The 21923-nt window shown below is 57.2% G+C and carries 19 protein-coding genes; 16 read left to right on the plus strand and 3 right to left on the minus strand.

What is annotated here, in order from left to right:
- The 5 genes from BM229_RS14090 (at nt 1) to BM229_RS14110 (ending at nt 4558) form a co-directional block, all read left to right on the plus strand.
- On the plus strand, nt 1-1170 hold the full coding sequence (locus BM229_RS14090) for an ABC transporter substrate-binding protein (RefSeq protein ID WP_093928275.1): 1170 nt from the start codon (nt 1-3) through the stop codon (nt 1168-1170).
- Between the two features lie 73 nt (nt 1171-1243).
- Entirely contained in the window at nt 1244-2170 is a 927-nt protein-coding gene (locus BM229_RS14095; RefSeq protein WP_093928276.1) for a branched-chain amino acid ABC transporter permease, read from the plus strand.
- Nucleotides 2170-3117, plus strand: a complete 948-nt coding sequence (locus BM229_RS14100; protein WP_244152206.1) for a branched-chain amino acid ABC transporter permease — start codon at nt 2170-2172, stop codon at nt 3115-3117. Before BM229_RS14095 ends, BM229_RS14100 begins: the two co-directional genes overlap by 1 nt.
- Nucleotides 3114-3860, plus strand: coding sequence for an ABC transporter ATP-binding protein (locus BM229_RS14105; RefSeq protein ID WP_093928277.1), 747 nt, complete (start codon nt 3114-3116; stop codon nt 3858-3860). Before BM229_RS14100 ends, BM229_RS14105 begins: the two co-directional genes overlap by 4 nt.
- Complete coding sequence (locus tag BM229_RS14110) at nt 3857-4558, plus strand: ABC transporter ATP-binding protein (RefSeq protein WP_093928278.1); 702 nt, start codon at nt 3857-3859, stop codon at nt 4556-4558. The genes BM229_RS14105 and BM229_RS14110 overlap by 4 nt, the downstream gene beginning before the upstream one ends.
- Nucleotides 4559-4665: 107 nt before the next feature.
- On the opposite strand, the gene rlmF is transcribed toward BM229_RS14110, so the two are convergent.
- Both rlmF and BM229_RS14120 read right to left on the minus strand, forming a co-directional pair.
- Nucleotides 4666-5571: a 23S rRNA (adenine(1618)-N(6))-methyltransferase RlmF gene (gene rlmF, locus BM229_RS14115; RefSeq protein WP_093928279.1), complete on the minus strand. Its 906-nt coding sequence runs from the start codon at nt 5569-5571 to the stop codon at nt 4666-4668.
- A gap of 126 nt (nt 5572-5697) precedes the next feature.
- Nucleotides 5698-6678: a LysR family transcriptional regulator gene (locus BM229_RS14120; RefSeq protein WP_093928280.1), complete on the minus strand. Its 981-nt coding sequence runs from the start codon at nt 6676-6678 to the stop codon at nt 5698-5700.
- Nucleotides 6679-6876: 198 nt separating this feature from the next.
- On the opposite strand from BM229_RS14120, the gene BM229_RS14125 reads away from it, so the two are divergent.
- The 7 genes from BM229_RS14125 (at nt 6877) to BM229_RS14155 (ending at nt 14567) form a co-directional block, all read left to right on the plus strand.
- Entirely contained in the window at nt 6877-7956 is a 1080-nt protein-coding gene (locus BM229_RS14125) for a TRAP transporter substrate-binding protein (protein WP_093928281.1), read from the plus strand.
- Between the two features lie 63 nt (nt 7957-8019).
- Nucleotides 8020-8571 carry a TRAP transporter small permease subunit gene (locus tag BM229_RS14130; protein ID WP_093928282.1) on the plus strand — a complete coding sequence of 184 codons (552 nt, stop codon included), beginning with the start codon at nt 8020-8022 and terminating at the stop codon, nt 8569-8571.
- Nucleotides 8568-10193 (plus strand): TRAP transporter large permease, encoded by a 1626-nt coding sequence (locus BM229_RS14135; protein WP_244152208.1) that lies wholly within the window; start codon nt 8568-8570, stop codon nt 10191-10193. The genes BM229_RS14130 and BM229_RS14135 overlap by 4 nt, the downstream gene beginning before the upstream one ends.
- 48 nt (nt 10194-10241) lie before the next feature.
- Entirely contained in the window at nt 10242-11954 is a 1713-nt protein-coding gene (gene ilvD / locus BM229_RS14140) for a dihydroxy-acid dehydratase (RefSeq protein ID WP_093928284.1), read from the plus strand.
- Entirely contained in the window at nt 11951-12856 is a 906-nt protein-coding gene (locus BM229_RS14145) for an NAD(P)-dependent oxidoreductase (protein ID WP_093928285.1), read from the plus strand. The genes ilvD and BM229_RS14145 overlap by 4 nt, the downstream gene beginning before the upstream one ends.
- Nucleotides 12853-13620: an SDR family NAD(P)-dependent oxidoreductase gene (locus BM229_RS14150; protein WP_093928286.1), complete on the plus strand. Its 768-nt coding sequence runs from the start codon at nt 12853-12855 to the stop codon at nt 13618-13620. The genes BM229_RS14145 and BM229_RS14150 overlap by 4 nt, the downstream gene beginning before the upstream one ends.
- 23 nt (nt 13621-13643) lie before the next feature.
- The gene (locus BM229_RS14155; protein ID WP_093928287.1) at nt 13644-14567 is read left to right on the plus strand and encodes a 2-hydroxyacid dehydrogenase; all 924 of its coding nucleotides are present in this window, start codon (nt 13644-13646) and stop codon (nt 14565-14567) included.
- A gap of 477 nt (nt 14568-15044) precedes the next feature.
- On the opposite strand, the gene rsgA is transcribed toward BM229_RS14155, so the two are convergent.
- Nucleotides 15045-16079 (minus strand): ribosome small subunit-dependent GTPase A, encoded by a 1035-nt coding sequence (gene rsgA / locus BM229_RS14165; protein WP_093928288.1) that lies wholly within the window; start codon nt 16077-16079, stop codon nt 15045-15047.
- Nucleotides 16080-16858: 779 nt separating this feature from the next.
- Between rsgA and BM229_RS14170 the strand changes: the two genes are divergently transcribed.
- The 4 genes from BM229_RS14170 (at nt 16859) to BM229_RS14185 (ending at nt 21923) form a co-directional block, all read left to right on the plus strand.
- Nucleotides 16859-18427: an ABC transporter substrate-binding protein gene (locus BM229_RS14170; protein ID WP_093928289.1), complete on the plus strand. Its 1569-nt coding sequence runs from the start codon at nt 16859-16861 to the stop codon at nt 18425-18427.
- Between the two features lie 82 nt (nt 18428-18509).
- Nucleotides 18510-19466, plus strand: a complete 957-nt coding sequence (locus BM229_RS14175; protein ID WP_093928290.1) for an ABC transporter permease — start codon at nt 18510-18512, stop codon at nt 19464-19466.
- Nucleotides 19467-19468: 2 nt separating this feature from the next.
- On the plus strand, nt 19469-20287 hold the full coding sequence (locus BM229_RS14180; RefSeq protein ID WP_167360263.1) for an ABC transporter permease: 819 nt from the start codon (nt 19469-19471) through the stop codon (nt 20285-20287).
- A 19-nt stretch (nt 20288-20306) separates the two neighbouring features.
- Nucleotides 20307-21923, plus strand: a complete 1617-nt coding sequence (locus BM229_RS14185) for an ABC transporter ATP-binding protein (RefSeq protein WP_093928291.1) — start codon at nt 20307-20309, stop codon at nt 21921-21923.

Consider the following 21923-nt stretch of genomic DNA (forward strand, 5'->3'; position numbering starts at 1 on the left):
ATGAAGAAACATCTTAAATATCTGACAACGAGTCTTGCGATGAGCACGGCGCTAGGGTCGATGGCCCTTGCCGAAGACATTAAAATTGGGATGGTCGTAACACTTTCCGGCCCTCCCGCAGCGCTCGGGCAGCAGATCGTTGATGGGTTCCAGCTTGCGCTGGACGAAAAAGACGGCATGTTGGGCGGCCAGAAAATCGAACTGATCGTCGAAGACGATGAACTCAAGCCAGATGTGGCTCTGCTCAAAGCCACCTCACTTGTTGAACGCGATGAGGTCGATTTTGTCGTCGGTACCGTGTTTTCGAACATGCTTCAGGCGATTTTCAAGCCTGTTGTGCAATCAGAGACGTTCTTGGTCAGCCCAAATGCGGGCCCGTCGACCTTTGCGGGGCGCAATTGTAACCCCTATTTCTTTGTGACCTCTTATCAGAACAATCAGAACGCAGAAATCAGCGGCATGATCGCCAATGAAGAAGGGTTCGAGAGTGTCTTTACCATGGTTCCCAACTATCAGGCGGGCCGAGACAACATCGAAGGTTTCAAACAAACCTTTAAAGGCACAGTCACCGACGAGGTTTTCACGCCGCTGGGGCATCAAGATTTCTCGGCTGAACTGGCGCGGATTTCCACTTCGGACGCTGATGCAGTCTTTACCTTTATGCCCGGTGGCATGGGTGTGCGTTTGGTCAATCAGTTCGCCAATGCGGGCCTGTCTGAAAATACAAAGTTCATGTCCGTTTTCACCACAGATGAAACAACATTGCCGGGGCAAAAAGATGCGGCTGTTGGGTTCCTTGCGGCAGGTTCATGGGCACCGGATCTGGCCAATGACGCAAACACCGCCTTTGTTTCTGCGTTTGAAGCGAAATACGGCTATGTGCCAGGCTCTTACGCGATGCAGGCCTACGATGCAGCCAGCCTTATCGACAGTGCCGTTGCCAAAACCGGCGGCGACCTGAGCGATAAAGATGCGGTGCGCGCAGCCCTCAAAGAGGCTGATTTCACCTCCCTGCGCGGCGATTTTTCGTTCAACAATAACCACTATCCGGTTCAGGATTTTCACATGTTGAACGTGATCAAACGGGAGGATGGCAATTACCAAACCTCATTTGTGCGCACTATCGCCGAAGATTACCCCGATAGCTTCCACCAAGACTGCAAAATGTAACTTTTGATAACTCAAAAGGGTGCCTGGCCATATGGGCCAGGCATTTTCTCTCTAATCTAAAAGGCACATTTTGATGTCTACGACACTGTTTCTAATTCTGTGCCTGAACGGCCTTCAATACGGCATGCTGTTGTTTTTAATTGCAGCGGGGCTGACGCTTGTGTTCGGCGTGATGGGTTTCATCAATCTGGCCCATGGGGTGCAATATATGGTCGGCGCATATCTGGTCTATGCCTATGTGCAATTGACTGGCAGCTTTATTGTTGCAGTGTTCTTGTCGCTCGGCACCGCGTTGATATTTGGCCTATTACTAGAATTTTTTGTCTTCCGGCACCTCTACACTCGCAGCCACCTAGATCAGGTGCTGGCAACATTCGGCATCATCATTTTTCTTAACGAGTTGGCCAAGGTTGTTTTTGGGCCGGCCACCTTGTCTGTCGCGCCGCCTGAATTTCTGGCGGGTTCCATTCAGTTGACAGAAACGCTGCGCTATCCGGTCTACCGCTTTGCCACCATCATTGCGGGGCTTGCTGTGGCGGCAGTGCTTTATTTTACCATCAGTTACACGCGCATCGGCATGTTGATCCGCGCCGGGGCTACCTCGGCTGAAATGGTTTCCGCGCTTGGGGTGAACATCCAGCGTCTGTTTATGATCGTGTTTGGGGTGGGCGCCATGCTGGCCGGCTTCGCAGGCGTCATCGCCGCGCCGATATTTGCGATCGAGCCGGGCATGGGCGACAATATTCTCATCGTGACATTTGTTGTCATCATCATCGGCGGGATCGGGTCAATCGGCGGCGCATTCATTGCTGCGCTACTCGTCGGGTTGATCGACACACTCGGGCGCAGTTTTGCGACCGAAATCCTCTCAACCTTGTTTTCACCGTCATTTGCCAACCAGATCGGGCCAGCCTTGGCGTCGATGCTGATCTACATCCTGATGGCTGCGATCCTCGTGTTCCGTCCAAAGGGGCTGTTGCCTGCCAAAGGGGTCGCATGATGGATCGTTCACTGGTTTTTGCGGCGATCCTATTTGGTCTGCTGCTGTTGATGCCCTTCTTGCTGCCTTTGTTCGGGTCAGAGTATCTGATCGGATTAATCATCAAAGCGATGCTGCTTGCCATTGCCGCCATCTCGCTTGATCTGCTGATCGGGCATGGCGGAATGGTCAGCTTGGGGCATGCGGCCTTTGTTGGTGTTGGTGCCTATGCGACGGCGATCGGGCTGGAAAATGGAATTGAGAATATCCTTTTGCTGCTGGTCATTACGCTTGCTGTGACGGGTTTTGTTGCCTTGGTTACGGGCAGCCTCGCGCTGCGCACCAGCGGGGTTTATTTCCTGATGATCACACTCGCGTTCGGGCAAATGACCTATTTTACGCTGACCTCCCTTGCGGCCTATGGCGGTGATGACGGTCTTACCCTGTGGTCGCTGGCGACCCTGTTTGGCAGCGATATTGTGCAAAGTGGTAGCGGGCTTTATTTTCTCGTTCTCGGGACGCTTTTTGCAACGTGGTGGGGCGTTTTCCAGATCAGCCGCTCGCGGTTTGGCCGGGTGCTGCGCGCGGCGCGGGACAATCCTGAACGAGCGGAGGTGATGGGATATGCCGTGACCCGCTATCGCCTTATTGCCTATCTGATTGCCGCCATGATTGCCGGTGTCTCAGGCCTATTGCTGGTGCAGCACGCCGAATTTGTTAGCCCTGCACTTGCCACATGGCAGCGTTCGGGGGATTTGATTGTGGTCGTGGTTCTGGGTGGGCTGGGCAGCCGCAATGGCGCGATCCTTGGCGCGTTTTTTATCGTGATTATCGAAGAAGTGCTCGGCTCGTTTGTCCATGAATGGCGGCTAATCTATGGCCCTGTTTTGGTGCTCATGGTGCTATTTGCAAAAGGCGGTATCGCTGACTTGTTTGTGTCTAAAGACGCAAAGGGGCGCGCAGCATGAGCAGTTTGGAAATACGCAACCTGAACAAAAGCTTTGGTGCACTGACGGTCAGCCGAGACATTTCAATCAGCATTGGTACTGGTCAGTGTCATGCACTGATCGGTCCAAACGGCGCGGGAAAGACGACGCTGATCCACCAGATCTCGGGGGGGTTACGCTCGGATTCCGGCAATATCTTGATGGATGGCCAAGAGATTTCGCACATGTCCGTTTCGCGGCGGGTACAAGCCGGGCTGGGTCGCACGTTCCAGATCACAACAGTTTTGCCCAGCTTTACTGCGTTGGAAAACACCGCCATTGCTGCGCAGGCCAAATCGGGATCGAGCTTGCGGTTTTTCCGCAATGCCGCGCGCGAAACTGCACTCAACGAATTTGCCCTTGCCACCTTGCAGCGTGTCGGGCTTGAACACCGCGCCAACATCCCGGCGATGGATCTGTCGCATGGGGAGTTGCGTCTACTGGAGCTGGCAATTGCGCTTGCGGGAAAGCCGAAGTTTCTGCTGCTAGATGAACCAATGGCCGGGCTTGGCCGGGCAGAAGGTGTCGCATTGGTTGCCCTCTTGGCCAGCCTGCGCGGATCGCTTCCGATGCTTATGGTGGAGCATGATATGGATGCGATTTTTCAGTTGGCCGATACGGTTTCGGTGTTGGTTGATGGCAGTATTGTGGCCCAAGGCACACCTGATGAAGTGCGCGCCGATCCCGTCGCGCGCGCGGCCTATTTGGGAGAAGCCGGGAAATGAACACGCTGGTTAATATTGAGAATCTGCATGCAGGATACGGCAATACGCAGATCCTGTCGGGCGTCGATCTGGACATCACCGAAGGTCAGGTCAGCACCCTTATGGGGCGCAATGGCATGGGAAAAACTACAACCATTCGCTGCCTGATGGGCTTGCTCAAACCTTTTAAGGGGCAGATCACCATTGCGCAAAAAGACATGATCGGCGCTGCCCCCTACCAGATCGCGCAAGCGGGTGTGGGGCTGGTGCCTGAGGGGCGCCACATTTTTCCTTCCCTCACGGTAGCCGAGAACCTGCGTGCCACCGCCCGTCCCATTGCTGATGGTTGGACGCAAGAGCGCGTTTATGATGCCTTTCCCCGCTTGAGCCAGCGGGTGAATAACCTTGGGTTTCAATTGTCAGGTGGGGAACAGCAGATGCTGGCCATCGGGCGCGCGTTGATGACCAATCCTAAACTGCTTATTCTTGACGAAGCAACCGAAGGTTTGGCACCGCTTATCCGCGAGGAGATCTGGTCAATGTTGGGCAGGTTGAAAAAGGACGGCCTGTCGATTTTATTGATTGATAAAAACCTCGACGAGCTCTCTCGGATTTCTGATCGCTATTTCGTCATCGAAAAAGGGGAGATCGTCTGGAAAGGCGATTCACCTGCTTTTCATAAGGAGCGGGATCACGTGGAGCAGTTCTTGCATTTGTGAATGGACGGGGTCCGTGGCTACCGCGCTTGCTCAATCCGGAACCTCAAACTCTCAAAACCAAACCCGCATACTCTCGTTATGAATGAGGGATCAGCGGGGGGGGCAGGTCAGGTGCGTTGCTTCTTCTTGATGTAGGTCCAAGCGATAAAGCGACTTGTTTTTTGCCCCTGTGCCATTTCGACGACTTTGTATTCAGCGACTTTGGCTTTTCCTAGAATTCGATGGAGCGGCTGGAGGTTGTCTTTCTTTGATACCAATGTGGTAAACCAAAGACACTGTTTGGCGAACTCCGTGCTCTCATTAACCATGCGGGCGATAAACTTTATCTCGCCACCCGGGTACCAAAGTTCAGCATCGCGACCACCGAAATTGAGTTTTGCCGAGCGCCCTTTGCCAAGGCCTGCCCACTTGCGTTGAGTCCCCTTCTTGGCTTGTTCTTTAGACCCGTGGAACGGTGGGTTGCACATGGTGACATGAAAAGCATCGTCGGGCTGGATCACACCGCGAAAGATATTCTCGGGGTTCGTCTGTAGCCTAAGGTCGATGTCCAACCCGTTAGATTCGCAAATTTGGCGTGCCGATTTGATCGCGCCTGCGTCTACATCGACGCCAGTAAAGTGCCAACCATACTCGCTCTGGCCCGTTAGGGGGTACACCAAGCTTGCGCCGGTGCCGATGTCCAACACCCTGATATGCCGCCCCTGCGGCAGGACCACGTTTTCATCTCCGTCGGTAAGCAAGTCTGCGAGATGGTGGATGTAGTCCACGCGGCCTGGTATTGGAGGGCAAAGATAGCCGGCGGGGATATCCCAAAATTTGATACTATAATGCGTCCTTAGCAACGCCTGATTGAGCGTCCGAACAGCCATCGGGTTCTGAAAATTTATCGTCGGCCGACCAACAGGACTATTGATTATGAAGGGCTCAAGCTCAGGTGTCTGTGCGACCAAACGCTTGAAATCATAACCTTCTAAGTGCCGATTTCGGGGGTGGAGCTTCGCTTTGCTGGCCATGGGACGCCTTTGTTAAAGTGTGGAGGACATGGCCCTTCAGGCAGTTTCTCAGGCTTAAGCTTTCATCCGCGAAGTGTAAATTTCTAACCTGCTATATCGACAGAAGCCGAGAACGACCGGCGATGCCTAGAGCTGTTTTGGTGCGTCACCCAATTCACTATCACCCTGTTCTATTGGCGATGACCCAAGACCCTGCGGCTCGCCCGGTGCGATTCCGGCAAAGAATTGGTCAAACCGGCACGTCTCTTGAATTAGTTCAATCAGGGCCAACACGGCCGGGCTGCGGGTGCTTTCTGAGTACGCGACCACATAGGCCAGCGGGTCGGGCTTCAGATCTGGCGAAATGCGACTGACTGCCGCAGAGAATGGGGCCGTATCAAGTATGAAATCAGGCAGTACGGAAATACCATAATTCGAAGTTACTAAGGCGATCATTGCCAGCAGGCCGTCCGCGACGATGACACCACCTAGGTCAGTGCCTTCTGCGCGGGGGCTGCGCGCTACGACCTGATCAAAAAGGGTGTTTTCCTGCGCGATCAGGGGCGTTCCGGTCAGGAGGTCTGAGTTCAGGGGGGTGTCTTGCGGGAATTCCCCCCGTGCCGCGCAAAACGATGTCGTTAAGGAGCCAACCGTTTCAAGGGTAAAGCCCGGCGGGTAAAGCGCGGAAGGAACCACCACGAGATCAAGCTCGTTCTCGACAAGCATCTGGCGCAACTTAAAGGCGGACCCCACCCGAAGGTCTAGTTCGAGCCTTGGAAAAGTGGCGTGAACCCTACGCATAAAGTCGGGGATCCAGCTGAAGGAGGAGAGTTCGGTGACGCCAATAGAGACACGGCGCGCGATCATCTCGGGCGAGGACAGACCAGCCACCAACTGATCGGTGCTTTCCAGAATGCCTGCGGCCTGCAGGCAGGCTTCTTGGCCCCGGCGGGATAGGGTTGGAACACGGGTAGTTCGATCAAACAAGGCGGCTCCGGTCACCTGTTCGAAGTCTTGGATGCGCCGGGTGATGGTTGACTGCGATGTCTGCAAGTGCCGTGCGGCGGCCTCAAAGCTTCCTAAACGGCCGATCCAATACAGCGCTTCCAACTGTTTCAACGTTACCATGCGAAGGCCTCACCTAACGAAAGCTGCGAAAGGGCCGCAGCAGAGAAGGCTATGTTTGCCTCAACTGTTGCAGAAAGTGAAACTCAAAATTAAAAATATTCCGTATTGCGGAACTAAATCAGTTCGACCTATGGTGCGTGCGACGAGGTTGGTGCGCGACCGTATCTCCCTTGTTCACATCAGGGAGGATGATCACCAATGAAACGCAGAACAGTATTGTCTGGTGCCGCATTTGGCGCTGCCGCCTTAACACTTGCCGCGCCAGCTGTGGCGCAGAACAAGCGTGTCCTAAAGCTGGTTGGGACATTCCCACGCGGGTTTCCCGGGCTTGGACATGCTGCTGAGAATATCGCCAAGCAGGTTACCGCCGCTACGGACGGCGCGCTGACGGTTGAATATTTTGGCGGCGGCGAATTGGTGCCCCCTTACGGCGTGAACGATGCAGTATCTACCGGTGCCGCAGAGATGGGTCATACGTCGCCCTATTTCGCTGCCGGCAAGATCAAAGCGTCAATGTATTATACCAATATGCCCTACGGCCTTTCTGCGGGTGAACTTGCAGGCTGGATCCGCTATGGTGGCGGACAGGAACTGTGGGATGAGGCCTATGGGCCGTTCAACCTCAAACCATTCTGGGCGGGTAGCTCAATGGCGCAGGCCGGTGGGTGGTTCAAAAAGCCGATCAATTCGCTGGATGACATGCAGGGCTTGAAGATGCGCATCGCTGGATTGGGGGGTGCGATCATGCAAAAGATCGGGGTGTCCTCGGTGAATTTGCCCACAGGCGAAATTTTTCCCGCTTTGCAATCCGGCGTCGTCGATGGGGCGGAGTTTGTTGGGCCTTGGAACGACAAGGCTCTGGGATTGGCTAAGGTCGCCCCGCATTATTATATGCCAGCCCCACACGAAACGGGCGCGGGTCTGGAATGTATCGTGCGTAAGGACGTGTGGGAAGAATTCACACCCGCGCAAAAGGTCATTGTTGAATCGGTCATTTCTGCTGTCGCGGATGAAACGACTTCGGCCTTCGCCTATAACAACGTCGTCGCCTTGCAGCAGTTGATCGCAGAAGGCGTGACACCGTCAGTATTCCCCGATGACGTCGTTGACGCATTGGGTAAGGCTTCGGTCGAGGTGATGGAAGCCTACCCAGACGGTGATGAGATGTCCGAAAAGATTCACGGGCCTTATGTCGAGTACCTCAAGCAGGCCGTGTTCTGCGGCAAGCTTCTGGAAGGTCAGATGTACGCTGACCGTGCCCGCGCCTGGGGCATCTAATCTTTAGAAACGCATCGGCGGGGCGCAATTGCGGCCCGCCTTCGTGGCGTAAAGGACAACCTCATGAAACAGATTGCCGCCGCGATTGATGCGGTGAACGACCTTACCGGGCGCGTGATTTGCTGGGGCATTTTGTTGATGGTGATCTTGCAGTTTGCCGTCGTCATCGCCCGCTACGTTTTCTCGACGTCGACGCTGTTTGGCATTCCCGCAGTGTGGTTTCAGGAGGGGGTGGTCTACCTGCATGGTATGACCATTCTGCTGGGCACCGCATATGCGATGCTTTGGAACAAGAACGTCCGCGTTGATATTCTGTATGACAAAGCCAGCCCACGTGTGCAGGATCTAACCGAATTTTTTGGCAGCCTGCTGTTCGTGTTGCCGCTTTGCTTGGTGATTGGCTGGTCTGCGCTGCCCAACGTTGTCGGCGCTTGGGCGGTCAAGGAAGGGTCGCTCGAACCGAATGGCATTCCGTTCCGCTATGTTCTCAAAGCGTTATCGCTCGTTTTCTGCGTGCTCGTTTCCGCGCAAGCCCTCTCGACGATGATCAAAGCATTCTTGCGTCTGACAGGGCGCTCAAGCGACCCGATTTATGAAGTGAGTGATGAACTGTGAGCGGATTGATAGCACATCTTGACCTGTTGATGTTCCCGGTGGCGATTGTCTTGCTCCTTCGCGGTTTCCCGGTCGCCTTTACGCTGGCCGGTGTTGGTTTGCTCTTTTCAGTGCTGGGCGCTGTTTTTCAGGTTGGCTTTTTTGCAGGGGGCGACCTTTCATTCCTTCGGGCCTTGTTTGGCCGCATCTTCGGGCTGATGGACGAAACAAACGAAGTCCTCGTCGCGGTTCCACTATTTGTGTTCATGGGCGTGACATTGGAGCGTAGCGGCGTCGCCGCAGATTTGCTGAGCTCAATGGCCAAAATCTTTGGTCGCTTGCCCGGTGGCCTAGGTATCTCTGTCGCTATTGTCGGGATGTTGCTGGCGGCCTCCACCGGTATCGTGGGCGCGACGGTCGTCACGATGGGCCTGATTTCACTGCCTACCATGCTGAAAGCCAATTACGACAAACGCCTATCAACAGGCATCATCGCTGCATCTGGCACCCTAGGGCAGATCATTCCCCCATCGCTGGTTTTGATCATTCTCGGCGATGTGCTGTCGAACGCCTATATCACCGCGCGCCGCAATGCCGGGGATTGGGCACCCGATCCGGTTTCGGTCGGCGATATTTTTGCGGGTGCCCTTTTGCCCGGGCTGATCCTTGTCGGTGCTTATGTGCTCTATATCCTTTGCGTGGCTCTTTTCGCTCCGCACCGCGCGCCAAGTGTGGTGGCCGAGGGGGAAAAGGTATCGCTTGGTCCTGTCTTGCTGCTGCTGGCCCCGCCGCTTTTGCTGATCGTTGCTGTGTTGGGCTCCATCCTTTTCGGTGTCGCCACCCCGACCGAGGCTGCCTCAATCGGATCTATTGGTGCGATCCTGCTGGCGGGGCAACGCCTGTCGGATCGATCTTCGCTGCCGCAGTTGGTGGCCGTTATCGGCGCGATCATCGTTGTCTACTTCGTGTTGAACTTTGATCTGCGCCTCGCAAAATCTACGATCACCTCAGGTGATAAGATCAACATCGCTATTGTCTCTCTTGGCTTGATCGCCTTCACTTGGGGCAGTGCTGTAAGCCTTTGGCGGATCTGGCTGTCGAAAACAGCGGATGAGCCGTCTGTCCTCACGTCTATTCTGCGCGCCTCGTTGCATATGTCGGTCATGGTTTTTGCCATCTATATCGGCGCGCAGGTCTTCAACCTCGTGTTCCGCGGTCTTGGTGGTGAGGAAACGGTAAATGAGTTCTTCACAGGTCTCCCCGGCGGGCCGTGGATTGCATTGGGCAGCATGCTGTTGATCATGTTCCTGTTGGGGTTCTTCCTCGATTTCCTAGAGATCGTTTTCGTCGTCACCCCTATTATGGCGCCAGTGCTTTTCTCCTTCAGTGGGGCAGATGGGTCGGTATTGTTTCATCCGGTCTGGATTGCCGTTGTAATGGGGCTGAACTTGCAGACATCGTTCCTGACACCGCCGTTCGGATTTGCACTGTTCTATCTGCGCGCTGTCGCCCCCAAAGAGGTGACCACCGGAGATATCTATCGCGGCATCATTCCCTTTGTCGTCATCCAGATCATCATTCTCGCTGTGGTCCTTTGGTGGAGCGATTTGGCCACATGGCTGCCTGCGCTTTTGACGAGTTGATCGCTCCGCCATCTCTTCCAAACACTCTAATTTCCTAGGACACCGTTCATGAAAACGCCGCGCTTTCGCTCAGAAACCATCCGTGATGGCATCATCCGCAGCACCACACGCAGCTTTCTCTATGCGCTTGGTCTGGACGATGAGGATATCTCGAACCCGCATGTAGCGGTGATCCATACCGGTGGCGATATGAGCCCGTGCAACACCAGTTTGCGCGATCAGGCACAGCACGCGAAGACCGGTGTGTTCGCAGCGGGGGGCACGCCGCATGAGTGTCCCGTGGTCTCGGTGTCGGATGGCCTTAGCGTAGCGCATTCCGGCATGCGGTTCTCGCTCATCTCGCGCGACCTGATCGCCGACAGTGTTGAGGCAACGGTGCGCGGCCACCAGTGGGACGGCATTTTTGGCATTGGCGGCTGTGATAAGAACATGCCGGGCCTGATGATGGGAATGACGCGCTGCAATGTGCCGTCGTTGTTTTTGTATGGCGGGTCGTCACTGCCCGGTCAAATAGGCGGCAAAGATGTCAATATCGTCGATACCTATGAGACGATTGGCAAAGTTCTGGCAGGCGAGGCGACCGAAGAAGAACTGGATCAGATGACCCGCAGTTGTCTGCCCACCTCAGGCGCATGCGCGGGGCAGTTTACGGCGAATACGATGGGTATGGTTTCAGAAATATTGGGCTTTGCACTGATGGGCTCGTCGATGGTCCCTGCGGTCTATGCCGCGCGTGCGCCGCTGGCCCGCCGTGCGGGCAAAGTGTTGATGCAGGCGGTGAAGGGCGACGCGCCTTTGCCGCGGGATCTGGTCACCCGCAAATCGCTTGAGAACGCCTGCGCCGTGGTTGCGGCGACAGGCGGGTCAACCAACGCCGCGCTGCATATCCCGGCGATCGCGCATGAGGCGGGCATTGCGTTTCACCTTGATGATGTTGCCGAGGTATTTGCCCGCACGCCGCTGATCGCGGACCTTAAGCCGGGCGGTCGCTTTCTGGCGCGGGACGTATTCTATGCCGGTGGCGCGCCTGCGATCTTTAAATCTCTGTTGGATGGCGGGTTTTTGCATGGTGACTGCCTGTCGATCACGGGCAAGACCATCGCCGAAGAGCTTTGCGAAACCCCAAAGCCTGATGGCGAAGTCGTTCGTCCCACCGCAAAAGCCATTGCACCGACTGGCGGGGTTGTTGTGCTTAAGGGGAATCTGGCGCCGGATGGTGCATTGCTGAAGGTTGCAGGTCTGAAAAAGCTCGTCCACAGCGGCCCGGCGCGGGTATTCGAATGTGAAGAGGACTGTTTGAAAGCGATCCGAACGCTGGATTACGCCGAAGGCGACGTGATCGTGATCCGTAACGAAGGGCCGCGCGGTGGGCCGGGTATGCGCGAGATGCTGGGCATTACCGCGTTGATTTATGGGCAGGGCAACGGTGAAAAAGTCGCATTGATCACTGACGGCCGCTTCTCTGGGGCGACCCGCGGGATGTGCATCGGCTATGTCTGCCCAGAGGCGGCAAGCGATGGCCCCGTGGGGCTGCTAAAAGACGGAGACATCATCGACATCGATGCGAACGCGGGGGTTTGCACCCTTGCCATGCAGGTGGATGATGAAACCCTTGCCCAACGCCGAAAGGAGCGCGTTGAGCGTCCAACAATTGCCAAAGGCGGATTGCTTGAGAAATACGCAGCCACAGTTGGGCCTGCCGACAAAGGGGCAGTCACCCATAGTGGCAATGTCGTGTGGGAGAAGGATCCGATTGGATGAAGATCGGCTTTGTAGGGTTGGGTGACATGGGGCTGCCGATGGCCCAGTGCCTTTTGGCAGCGGGTCACGATGTTGTCGCTTGGAATAGATCTCCGACCCCGCTGGCTACATTGGCCGCGAGAGGCGCAATCGCCGCCGCGTCGCCCGCTGAGGTTATGGAGAAGGCAGATATTATCGGGATTTGCGTTTCTTCCCATGATGTTGTGGAAACCATCGCCTTTGGGGCCGATGGTCTGTTTTCAGCCCCTACGATCAAAGCGCGCGCGGTTGCCGACTTCTCAACCGGCGCGGCAGATGCATCGCGAACCTTTGCCGAGCGCGCAGCCAAGTTGGGTGTCGCGTGGGTCGACGCCCCGGTGAGCGGCGGTGTCGAGGCCGCGCAAAAGGGCGAGTTGATCGTTTTCGCTGGCGGAACGGCAGAGGGTATCAACGCGCTTGGGCCTCTGTTGGACGCAGTTTCGGCGCGGGTGACACATATGGGCGCGTCAGGTAGCGGGCAAATAACAAAAATCTGCAACCAAATGATCGTCGCCGCAAATGTCATCGCCATCGCTGAAACGACAGCCTTCGCCCGTAAGGCGGGCGTAGACGTTGCCGCTCTTGCCCCAGCACTGGCGGGTGGTTTCGCGGATTCTGCTCCTTTGCGTATTTTCGGCCCTCGTATGGCAACTCGAACTTTTACGCCTCGGCTGGGCGCAATCGAGTTGATGCGCAAGGATGTGGGGCTCGCACAATCATTGGCGGCGGAAAAAGGCGCTGACGTACCGCTGACCGACGCAGCGCGTGCCGTATATGACCGGGCAGGCGAACATCTTTCCGTGTCGCCAGAGGCCGACCTCTCTGCCTTGGTCTGTCTCTATGAAGACGCGATTGCCCATTCCGACGAAGGAGAGCCAAAATGACGAAAACAGTTGTGATCACGGGTGGCGCTTCGGGGATTGGACGGGCCTGCTCTCAGTACTTCATGCAGAACGGTTGGAACGTCGTCCTCAGCTACCTTCTCGACAGTGAGAAAGCCGCCGCTGATGCCTTGGCGGAAGAGGCCATAGGAGGGAACGTTCAAGCAATCTCGTTGCAATCGGACGTTACCAAAGACGATGATTGCAGAGAACTGGCTGCACTTGCCACGAAGACCTTTGGCCGAATCGACGCCCTCGTCTCCTCGGCTGGGACGACACGGTTGGTTCCGCATGGTGACCTCGATGCGCTGACCATGGATGATTTCATGAAGACCGCAGCGGTGAATACAGCGGGTCCATTTCAGATCGTGCGGGCCTGTGCGGAAGCGCTCAAAGCGGGGGAGGGCGGTAGCGTGGTCATCGTCTCGTCCTACGGTGCGATTTGGGGCACTGGATCCTCGATTGCCTATGCAGCATCAAAAGGGGCAACCAACACATTGACCATGTCCTTGGCACGGGTGTTGGCACCCAAGGTTAGGGTAAATGCCGTTTGTCCGGCGTTGATTGCTGGCGGATTTGTCGAACGCATGGACAAGCAGGTATTTGACGCGCGGGTCGAGTTGCAAGAGGCGCGGGCACCTTTGCAGATGGTCGGGCAGCCTGAAGATGTAGCCGCAGATGTGTTCTGGCTGTCTACCGGTGCGCGGCTGATGACCGGATCTGTGTTGTCGCTCGACAGTGGGCTGCATTTGAATGGCGATAGCTAAGTCCCAAAATCGTAAGGAACATTATGTCTGATCTTCTTCTGCTCACGAACGTTACAGACGATATGCGCAAACAGCTTGCGCAGGTATTTACCATTCATAAGGCTGATGACTATCCAGCGGAAAAGATCACGCATGTTCTCACCAGTGGTAGCGTTGGTATCCCACGTGCAACGATGGAGACGTTGCCTAATCTCAAGGCGATCAGCAATTATGGCGTGGGATACGACGCCATCAACATCGATGCTGCGATCGCGCAAGGCGTTATGGTATCGCACACACCCAATGTCCTGAATTCAGACGTGGCGACGACCGCCGTCATGCTGATGTTGATGTGTTACCGAGAGGCCTTGCGCGATGATGCATGGGCGCGTTCGGGAGATTGGGAGGCTTTGGGGGCAGCGCCACTGACGCGTTCCCCTGACAATCAGACCATCGGTATCCTAGGATTGGGGCGGATCGGGCAGGCGATCGCTGACAAACTCGCCCCGTGGAACCCAACTATCGTCTACCACTCACGCAACGAAAAAGACGTGGCCTACACGTATTATCGTGATGTGGTGGAAATGGCTGCGGATTGTGATGTCCTGATATGTGTAACCCCCGGTGGCGCAGGAACCAAAGGCATCGTGAATGCCGATGTCCTCGCGGCTTTGGGTCCTCAAGGCACCTTGGTGAACGTCAGTCGCGGTTCAGTTGTGAATGAAGCGGCCCTTATCGAGGCCTTGGAGACGGGTAAGTTGGGCTGGGCCGGTTTGGATGTTTTTGAGACTGAGCCTGCCATTCCACAAGCATTGAAAAACCTGTCGAACACAGTGTTGCTGCCCCATGTCGGCAGCGCGACGGTGGAGACCCGATTGGCGATGGGGCAACTTGCTGTGGACAACATCATTCAACACCAGCACGACGGCACGATGCTTACAAAAGTGCCTGAACATGAGGGCGGATAAACGGCAAGAGAACCGCCCGTTAGACTGGCATTAGAAAGGCCCGACTGCCTGCCGAGCAGGTGTATGTATCAGACGAAAGGCAGCCCCCTTGGGGACGTCCGCCTGCGGGGTGCGGAGCGTTGGACCTGAGGCCCCGAGTTTCGACAGCATCTCTGCATAGCCGCTACGCTTGCACCCTCCATAGGCGCAGCCTGCCCGGCAAGACCATGCTGCGCCAGCGTGCGTTGGACCAGATCGTTGGCAGCCGTTAATCCACATAGCCAAGATTGATTGTCATCTTTTCGCTGTCAGGGGTCTTTTCGCGTAGCTGCCGAACATTGCTCATCTTCAACTCTCCATCCATGTGGGTGGCATAGGGATGTTGGCTTGGGAGTTTGCGAGAGTGGAACGCAGTTTGATCGCCGCAGCACCCACATAGGGCGGCGGCATTCGGCTGCGGTGTATGGCGCGGAGCGTACCGCCGAAATCAGACCGCAGTCAGCGAAACTTTCCGCGCGGGCCGGATTTCTTGTTTCCCCGCGCACCGGTCACGGTAGGTGTGTTCTGTTGATTTTCTTCATGCAGTTTGCGCCAGCGTTCTAAACGCGCCGCGTCCAACGTCCCCGCAGCAACCGCCGCCTGAACCGCGCAGCCGGGTTCATGCAGATGTGTGCAATCGCGAAATCGGCAGTTAGGTGCAAGTTCGGTAATCTCTGCAAAAAGCGCCTCAAGCCCGGAGGACACATCGCTTACATGAAGGGTGCGCATACCGGGGGTATCAATGACCCACCCGCCACCTGCGATCCGGTGCAGCGATCGCGCGGTGGTCGTGTGCCGACCTTTGGCATCATCTTCCCGGATCGCGCCCGTGGCCTGTTTTGCCTCATCAGATTTACGCGCAAGCGTGTTGAGTAGCGTCGATTTCCCAACCCCGGATGACCCGATGAGCGCGACTGTCTGCCCAGTGCCACACCACGGAGCCAGTGCCGCTACGGCATCCAATGAGCGTGCGTTAATGGTGACGACCTCAAGTTCGCGTTGAAGGGCTGCGGCCTGTGCCTCATAGGGTGCCGGATCAGCCACTTGATCGGCCTTCGTCAAGACGATCACCGCCCTCGTGCCCGCCTCGTTGGCAAGCGCCAGATAACGTTCCAGCCGCGCTGGATTAAAATCATCGTTGCACGAGGTGACGACAAAGACCGTATCCACATTTGCGGCGATCAGTTGCGGATTGCGTGCGCCGACCGTCTGACGCTCAAGCAAAGACCGCCGTTCAAGCCGCCGAACAAGGAGGTGACTCTGTGGCTGCGCTAGAACCCAGTCACCAACCGCAAAATGCGATGTGTTGATTTGTGCTGGCAGGCTGATCCTGACCGGGCCATGGGTGGATTCACCTTTCATTCGGGACCGGTGCACAGAACTGATGCGCAGGGCATCATACTCTTCGTCTTCGGGAGTAAGTTGCTCTTCATAGAAGGGTGCCCAACCAAGGCCTGGCAAGGTGACAGTTGCAGAGGGGGCGTTATCATTCATGTTCTATTTCGATAAGGTGGCAATCTCGATCTGGCTTATGCCCATGATCGGTTCAGCAGGCAGCAACAAACTGACCTCTACGCATAGACGTTGCCTACGTCATCAAAAAACCGAAAGCTCAAGCTGTCCACTATCCGCGAATGCCGCCCTAGCTGTCGAGTGTTTCAGGGCAGAGCGGATCATTCTGTTGGGGTAAGTATCTCGCAGTACTCCGATGGCATCGGGCCCTATTTCCGTTCCTCATCGGATTGACCGAGGGGAGGGGGGACAGCGGATCTGATTTCTTGCTTCCGTTTGCTGCGCTACCCGAAGTTTTTCGAAAAAGTTGTTTAGAAGCCATGTCTGAAAGATGATCCTGTCGGGCGCTCGCAGCCCGCAGCGCCAAGAGTGCTGTGCGTTGCGCGATTTGACGGTAAGGACGCGTGACCATAGGCAGGGAGGTCATCTTTTCAAGACAATCAACGTTTTGATATTATGCTATAAACATCAGTCGCCGTAGCGTAAGTTGGCCTCTCTACGTTCAGGCACCTATACCCCGGTCAAAGAACGGGCTATGCCTATGTCCAAGATCATGTGAGCGGGGCGAACGACCGTGAATGATCACTTGGCGGACAAATGCGCGCTGCTGTTTGCAGCCGTCGCGTTTAGACTGCGATGGCGGGCCGAGATGTTACGCCTATCCAGGCGCGAAGGCGAGATGGATCGCCGTGCGACCGCAATAATATTCCGGGCGCTCAGACAGAGCGTTTGACCAAAGAAAACAACTTAAGGGGGATACGATGACCAACTTTACAAAACCCAACGGCGGACCAAACCGCCGCGGCTTTCTTGCCGGAACCGCTGCTGTCGGTGCCGGCCTGCTTCTACCGCGCGGTGCTTTCGCGCAGGCGCAGCCTAAAAAGGGCGGCACGCTGCGGGTTGGCTTTACCCAAGGGTCGACCTCCGACAGCCTTGATCCCGCGACCTTCAACAACGACTTCATGTTCGCCAGCGGCTATGCGGTCTTTAACACTCTGACGGAAATCGCCCCCGACGGCACCGCCCAGCCCGACTTGGCTGAGAGCTTTGAGGCCAGCAGCGACGCGGCCACATGGACCTTCCGCCTGCGCGACAACGCGCAATTCTCGGACGGCAAAACGGCGAAGGCGAATGACGTGATCGCCTCGATCCGTCACCACATGGGGCCAGAGTCCAAATCCGGTATCAAACCGTTGCTAGAGCAGATCACCGACATCCGCGCCGATGGCGACAAGGTTGTGGTTTTTGAACTGGCCGCCGGCAATGCGGATTTCCCGTTTATCTTCAATGATTACCACCTCGGCATTCGCCAAGACACCGGCGATGGCACGATCGACCCCAACAGCCGCATCGGCACCGGCGGCTATGTGATCGACGTTTTCGAGCCGGGCGTGCGGGTCGAACTGACGCGCCGCGATGACTACTGGAAAGAGGGCCGCGCGCATTTCGACAAGGTCGTGATCCTGAAAGTCGGCGACCCGGCGGCCCGGATGAACGCGCTGATGACCGGCGAGGTTGATCTGATCGACCGGCCCGACCTCAAGACGATCAACCTGCTGGGCCGCGCGCCCAACGTGAAGATCCACACCCAAGACGGCACGCTGCATTACATCATGCCGATGCAGACCAACACGGCCCCGTTTGACGACATGAACGTGCGGATGGCGCTGAAGTACGGTATCAACCGCGAAGACATGATCGAAAAGGTTCTGCGTGGCTATGGCACCGTGGGCAACGACCAACCGATCTCGCGCTCGATGCCCTATTACAACGATGACCTTGAGCAGATCACCTATGATCCGGAGCGGGCGAAATACCATCTGAAACAGGCGGGGCTTGAAAGCCTTGATGTGACACTGTCCACCTCGGATGCGGCCTTTAGTGGGGCGGTGGATGCCTCGGTTCTTTTTGCCGAAAGCGCGCGGCCTGCTGGCTTGAACATCGACGTGAAGCGCGAGCCGGATGACGGCTATTGGTCGAACGTCTGGCTGCAAAAGCCCTTCTGCTGCTCCTATTGGGGTGGCCGTCCGACGCCTGACCTGATGTTCTCGACCGGCTATGCCGCCGATGCGGAGTGGAACGAGACCAAATGGGACAATGAGCGTTTCAACGAACTGCTCTTGCAAGCGCGGCCTGAGTTGGACCAGACCCGCCGCGCCGAGATGTACGGCGAGATGCAGAAGATCGTGAAAGAACAGGGCGGCGCGCTGATCCCGGCCTTTGGTCAATATGTCTCGGCCATGAACGAAAGCGTTCAGATGCCTGAGGAAGTGTCCGAGATGTGGGATCTCGACAGCCAGCGCTTCATCGAACGCTGGTGGATGGCGTAAACTATCACTGCATACGGACGGCCCCGACGGGCCGTCCGTTTCTGTTCCAAATGGCCCGATCCGGGCCGGAGAAAACCTTAGCATGTCCAGGCTTCAGAAGCTTGTTATCGGTCGAGTGTCCCTCGGCATCCTGACCCTGTTTGTGGTCTCCGCCCTAATGTTTGTCGGCATCGAACTCTTGCCCGGTGATCTGGCGCAGCAGATTCTTGGCCAATCGGCGACTGAATCGACCCTTGCGGCATTCCGCGCCGAACTGGGCCTCGATCAGCCCGCGCATCTCCGCTATCTCGATTGGTTGGGTGGTGTGCTGCGCGGTGACTTTGGCACTTCGCTCGCGTCGGGGCGCGAAGTATCCGAGCTTTTGGGCCCGCGGCTTGCCAATACCATGTTTCTGGCCACCTATGCCGCCGTCATCGCCGCCCCGCTGGCGGTGATCCTCGGCCTTCTGGCGGCGCTGTGGCGCAACACGCTGTTTGACCGTGGCGTCAACCTGACCGCGCTTTCCGCGATCTCTATGCCCGAGTTTTTCGTGGGCTATGTCCTGATCCTATTCCTGTCGATCAAGGCGGGTGTCTTCCCGACGCTGGCACGGATCGACAGCGCCACAGGGCTCTGGGACGCGCTTTATCGCAGCTTTCTGCCCGCGCTGACGCTTATTCTGGTGGTCGTGGCGCATATGATGCGGATGACGCGGGCGGCCATCATCAACGTGCTGGCCTCGCCCTATATTGAGATGGCCCGCCTTAAGGGTGTGCCGCGCTGGCGCATCATCGTGCAGCACGCGCTGCCCAATGCATTGGCGCCGATCATCAACGTCGTGGCGCTGAACCTTGCCTATCTGGTGGTCGGCGTGGTGGTGGTAGAGGTCGTCTTTTCCTACCCCGGTCTTGGGCAGTTGCTGGTGGATGCGGTCTCAAGCCGGGATTTCCCGGTGGTGCAGGCGGTGGGGCTGTTCTTTGCCGCTGTTTACATCACGCTGAATGTTCTTGCCGACATCATCTCGATCATGTCGAACCCGCGTCTGCGGCACGGGAGATAACGATGAAATCTTTGCTGAAATCCGCGCCCCCCTCGGCGATCTTTGGGATGGTGGTGCTGGCCATCGTCGCCTTTACGGGGATATTCGCGCCGTTCGTTGCGCCCTACGGCGAGACGCAGGTGGTGGGCGATGCCTATCTGCCATGGAGTGCCGCGCATCCGCTGGGCACCGACAATCTGGGCCGCGATATGCTGTCGCGCATGATCTTTGGCGCGCGCAATACGGTCGGGCTGGCGCTGCTGACCACGGCTATTTCCTTTTCGGTCGGGTCGACGCTGGGGATGCTGGCCGCGCTTAAAGGCGGCTGGCTGGACGAAGTCCTGTCACGCTTGGTCGATGTGCTGATGGCCGTGCCGCCGCTGATCTTGGCGCTGATGCTCTTGGCCATTGTCGGCCCCTCGATCCCCAATATGGTCGGGGTGATCGCGGTGATCTATGTGGCGCCGGTCTACCGCCTGTCGCGCGCGGCGGCGATGAATGTCGTCGGTCTTGATTTCGTCGAGGCTGCCAAGCTGCGCGGAGAGCGCACGCCGTGGCTGCTGCGGCGCGAGATATTGCCCAACATCTGGTCCACGCTGATCGCTGAATTCGGCGTGCGCTTTTGCTTTGTGTTTCTCTTTATCGCGGCGCTGTCCTTTCTCGGCATCGGGATTCAGCCCCCCACAGCGGATTGGGGATCGATGGTGAAAGAGAACGCCACCTTGATCAGCTTTGGCGATATCACCCCGCTGATCCCGGCGGCGGCCATCGCCTTGTTGACCGTTGCGATCAACCTGATCGTCGATTGGATGCTGCACCGCGCCAGCGGTCTGAAAAGTTAACCGACCAGGGGCCAAGCTTATGGGAAATCTTCTGAACATTCGCGGTCTCCGGCTTGAGGCAGGCAGCCGCGCGCGGCCCAATGTGATCCTCAAAGGGCTCGATCTGGAACTGGACCGGGGTGAAGTGCTGGGCCTTGTCGGCGAAAGCGGGGCGGGCAAAAGCTCCGCCGGGCTGGCGGCGATGGGCTATGTCCGCGACGGGGTGCGCTTTGCCGGGGGCAGCGTCGAATTCGACGGGGCCGAGTTGATCGGCATGGGGCGCGGACAATTGCGCCGGTTGCACGGCAAGCGCATCGCCTATGTCGCCCAGTCCGCCGCGGCAAGCTTTAACCCCGCCAAGACGCTGATCGACCAATATACCGAAGCGCCCCGCCTGCACGGTGTCTCGGGCCGCGCGACGGCAGAGGAGGACGCCGTCGCGCTCTACCGTCAGATGCAATTGCCCAACCCCGAAGAGATCGGCTTTCGCTACCCGCACCAAGTGTCGGGCGGCCAGTTGCAGCGGACGATGACAGCCATGGCCATGGCCTGTCGCCCCGATCTGATCATTTTTGACGAGCCGACGACCGCCCTAGACGTGACCACCCAGATCGAAGTGCTGGGCGCCATCCGCGATATTGTCGAGCAATATGACACGGCGGCGATCTACATTACGCATGACCTTGCCGTAGTGAGCCAGATGGCCGACCGCATCTGCGTGATGAAAGACGGTGAGGCGGTCGAGACCGCGCCGACCAAGACCATGCTCGACGCCCCGCAAGAGGACTATACCCGCTCGCTCTGGGCCGTGCGGTCGTTTCGCCGTCCCGACGCTGAGGCGGGGGAGGCTCAGGCGCTGATCCGCTGCGAGGGGGTCTCGGCGGCCTATGGGCCGATGACCGTGCTGGATAATCTCAACTTCACCTTTCCGCGCGGCCAGACCACGGCGGTGGTGGGGGAAAGCGGGTCAGGTAAATCCACCCTCGCGCGAGTGATCGCGGGGCTGCTGCCCCCCGCCTTGGGGCAGTTTTTCTGGAACGACGCCCCGCTGGAGCCACGGCTGGCAAAGCGCGACCCCGCGACGCTGCGCAATATCCAGATGATCTATCAATCGGCGGATACCTCGTTGAACCCGCGCCACAATATCCGCGAGATATTGACGCGCCCGGTGCGCAAGTTCACGGGCCGCAAGGGGCAAGAGCTTCGGGCGCGGGTGGAGGAGTTGATGGATTTGGTCGACCTCGACCGCGCTTTCCTTGACCGCAAACCCAGCGAATTGTCCGGCGGACAGAAACAGCGCGTTGGTATCGCCCGCGCGCTGGCCGCCGAGCCTGAATTCATCATCTGCGACGAGGTGACCAGTGCGCTCGACCAACTGGTGGCCGAGGGGATATTGCGGCTGCTGGTGCGTTTGCAGACCGAGCTGGATCTGACCTTCATGTTCATCACTCATGACTTGGCCACGGTAGAGGCGATTGCCCATAAGGTGATCGTGCTCAAGAATGGCCAGATCGTGGAGCAGGGCGGGCGTGATGAGATCTTTGGCGACCCAAAGCAGGCCTATACCAAACGGTTGCTGACCTCGGTGCCGCAGATGGATCCGGAATGGCTGACCGAGGCCCGCGCGCGGGAGCGGTCTTTGCGCGAGGCGCAGTAG

Origin of the sequence: Sulfitobacter dubius, from assembly GCF_900113435.1 — a bacterium.
Lineage (GTDB): Bacteria > Pseudomonadota > Alphaproteobacteria > Rhodobacterales > Rhodobacteraceae > Sulfitobacter > Sulfitobacter dubius.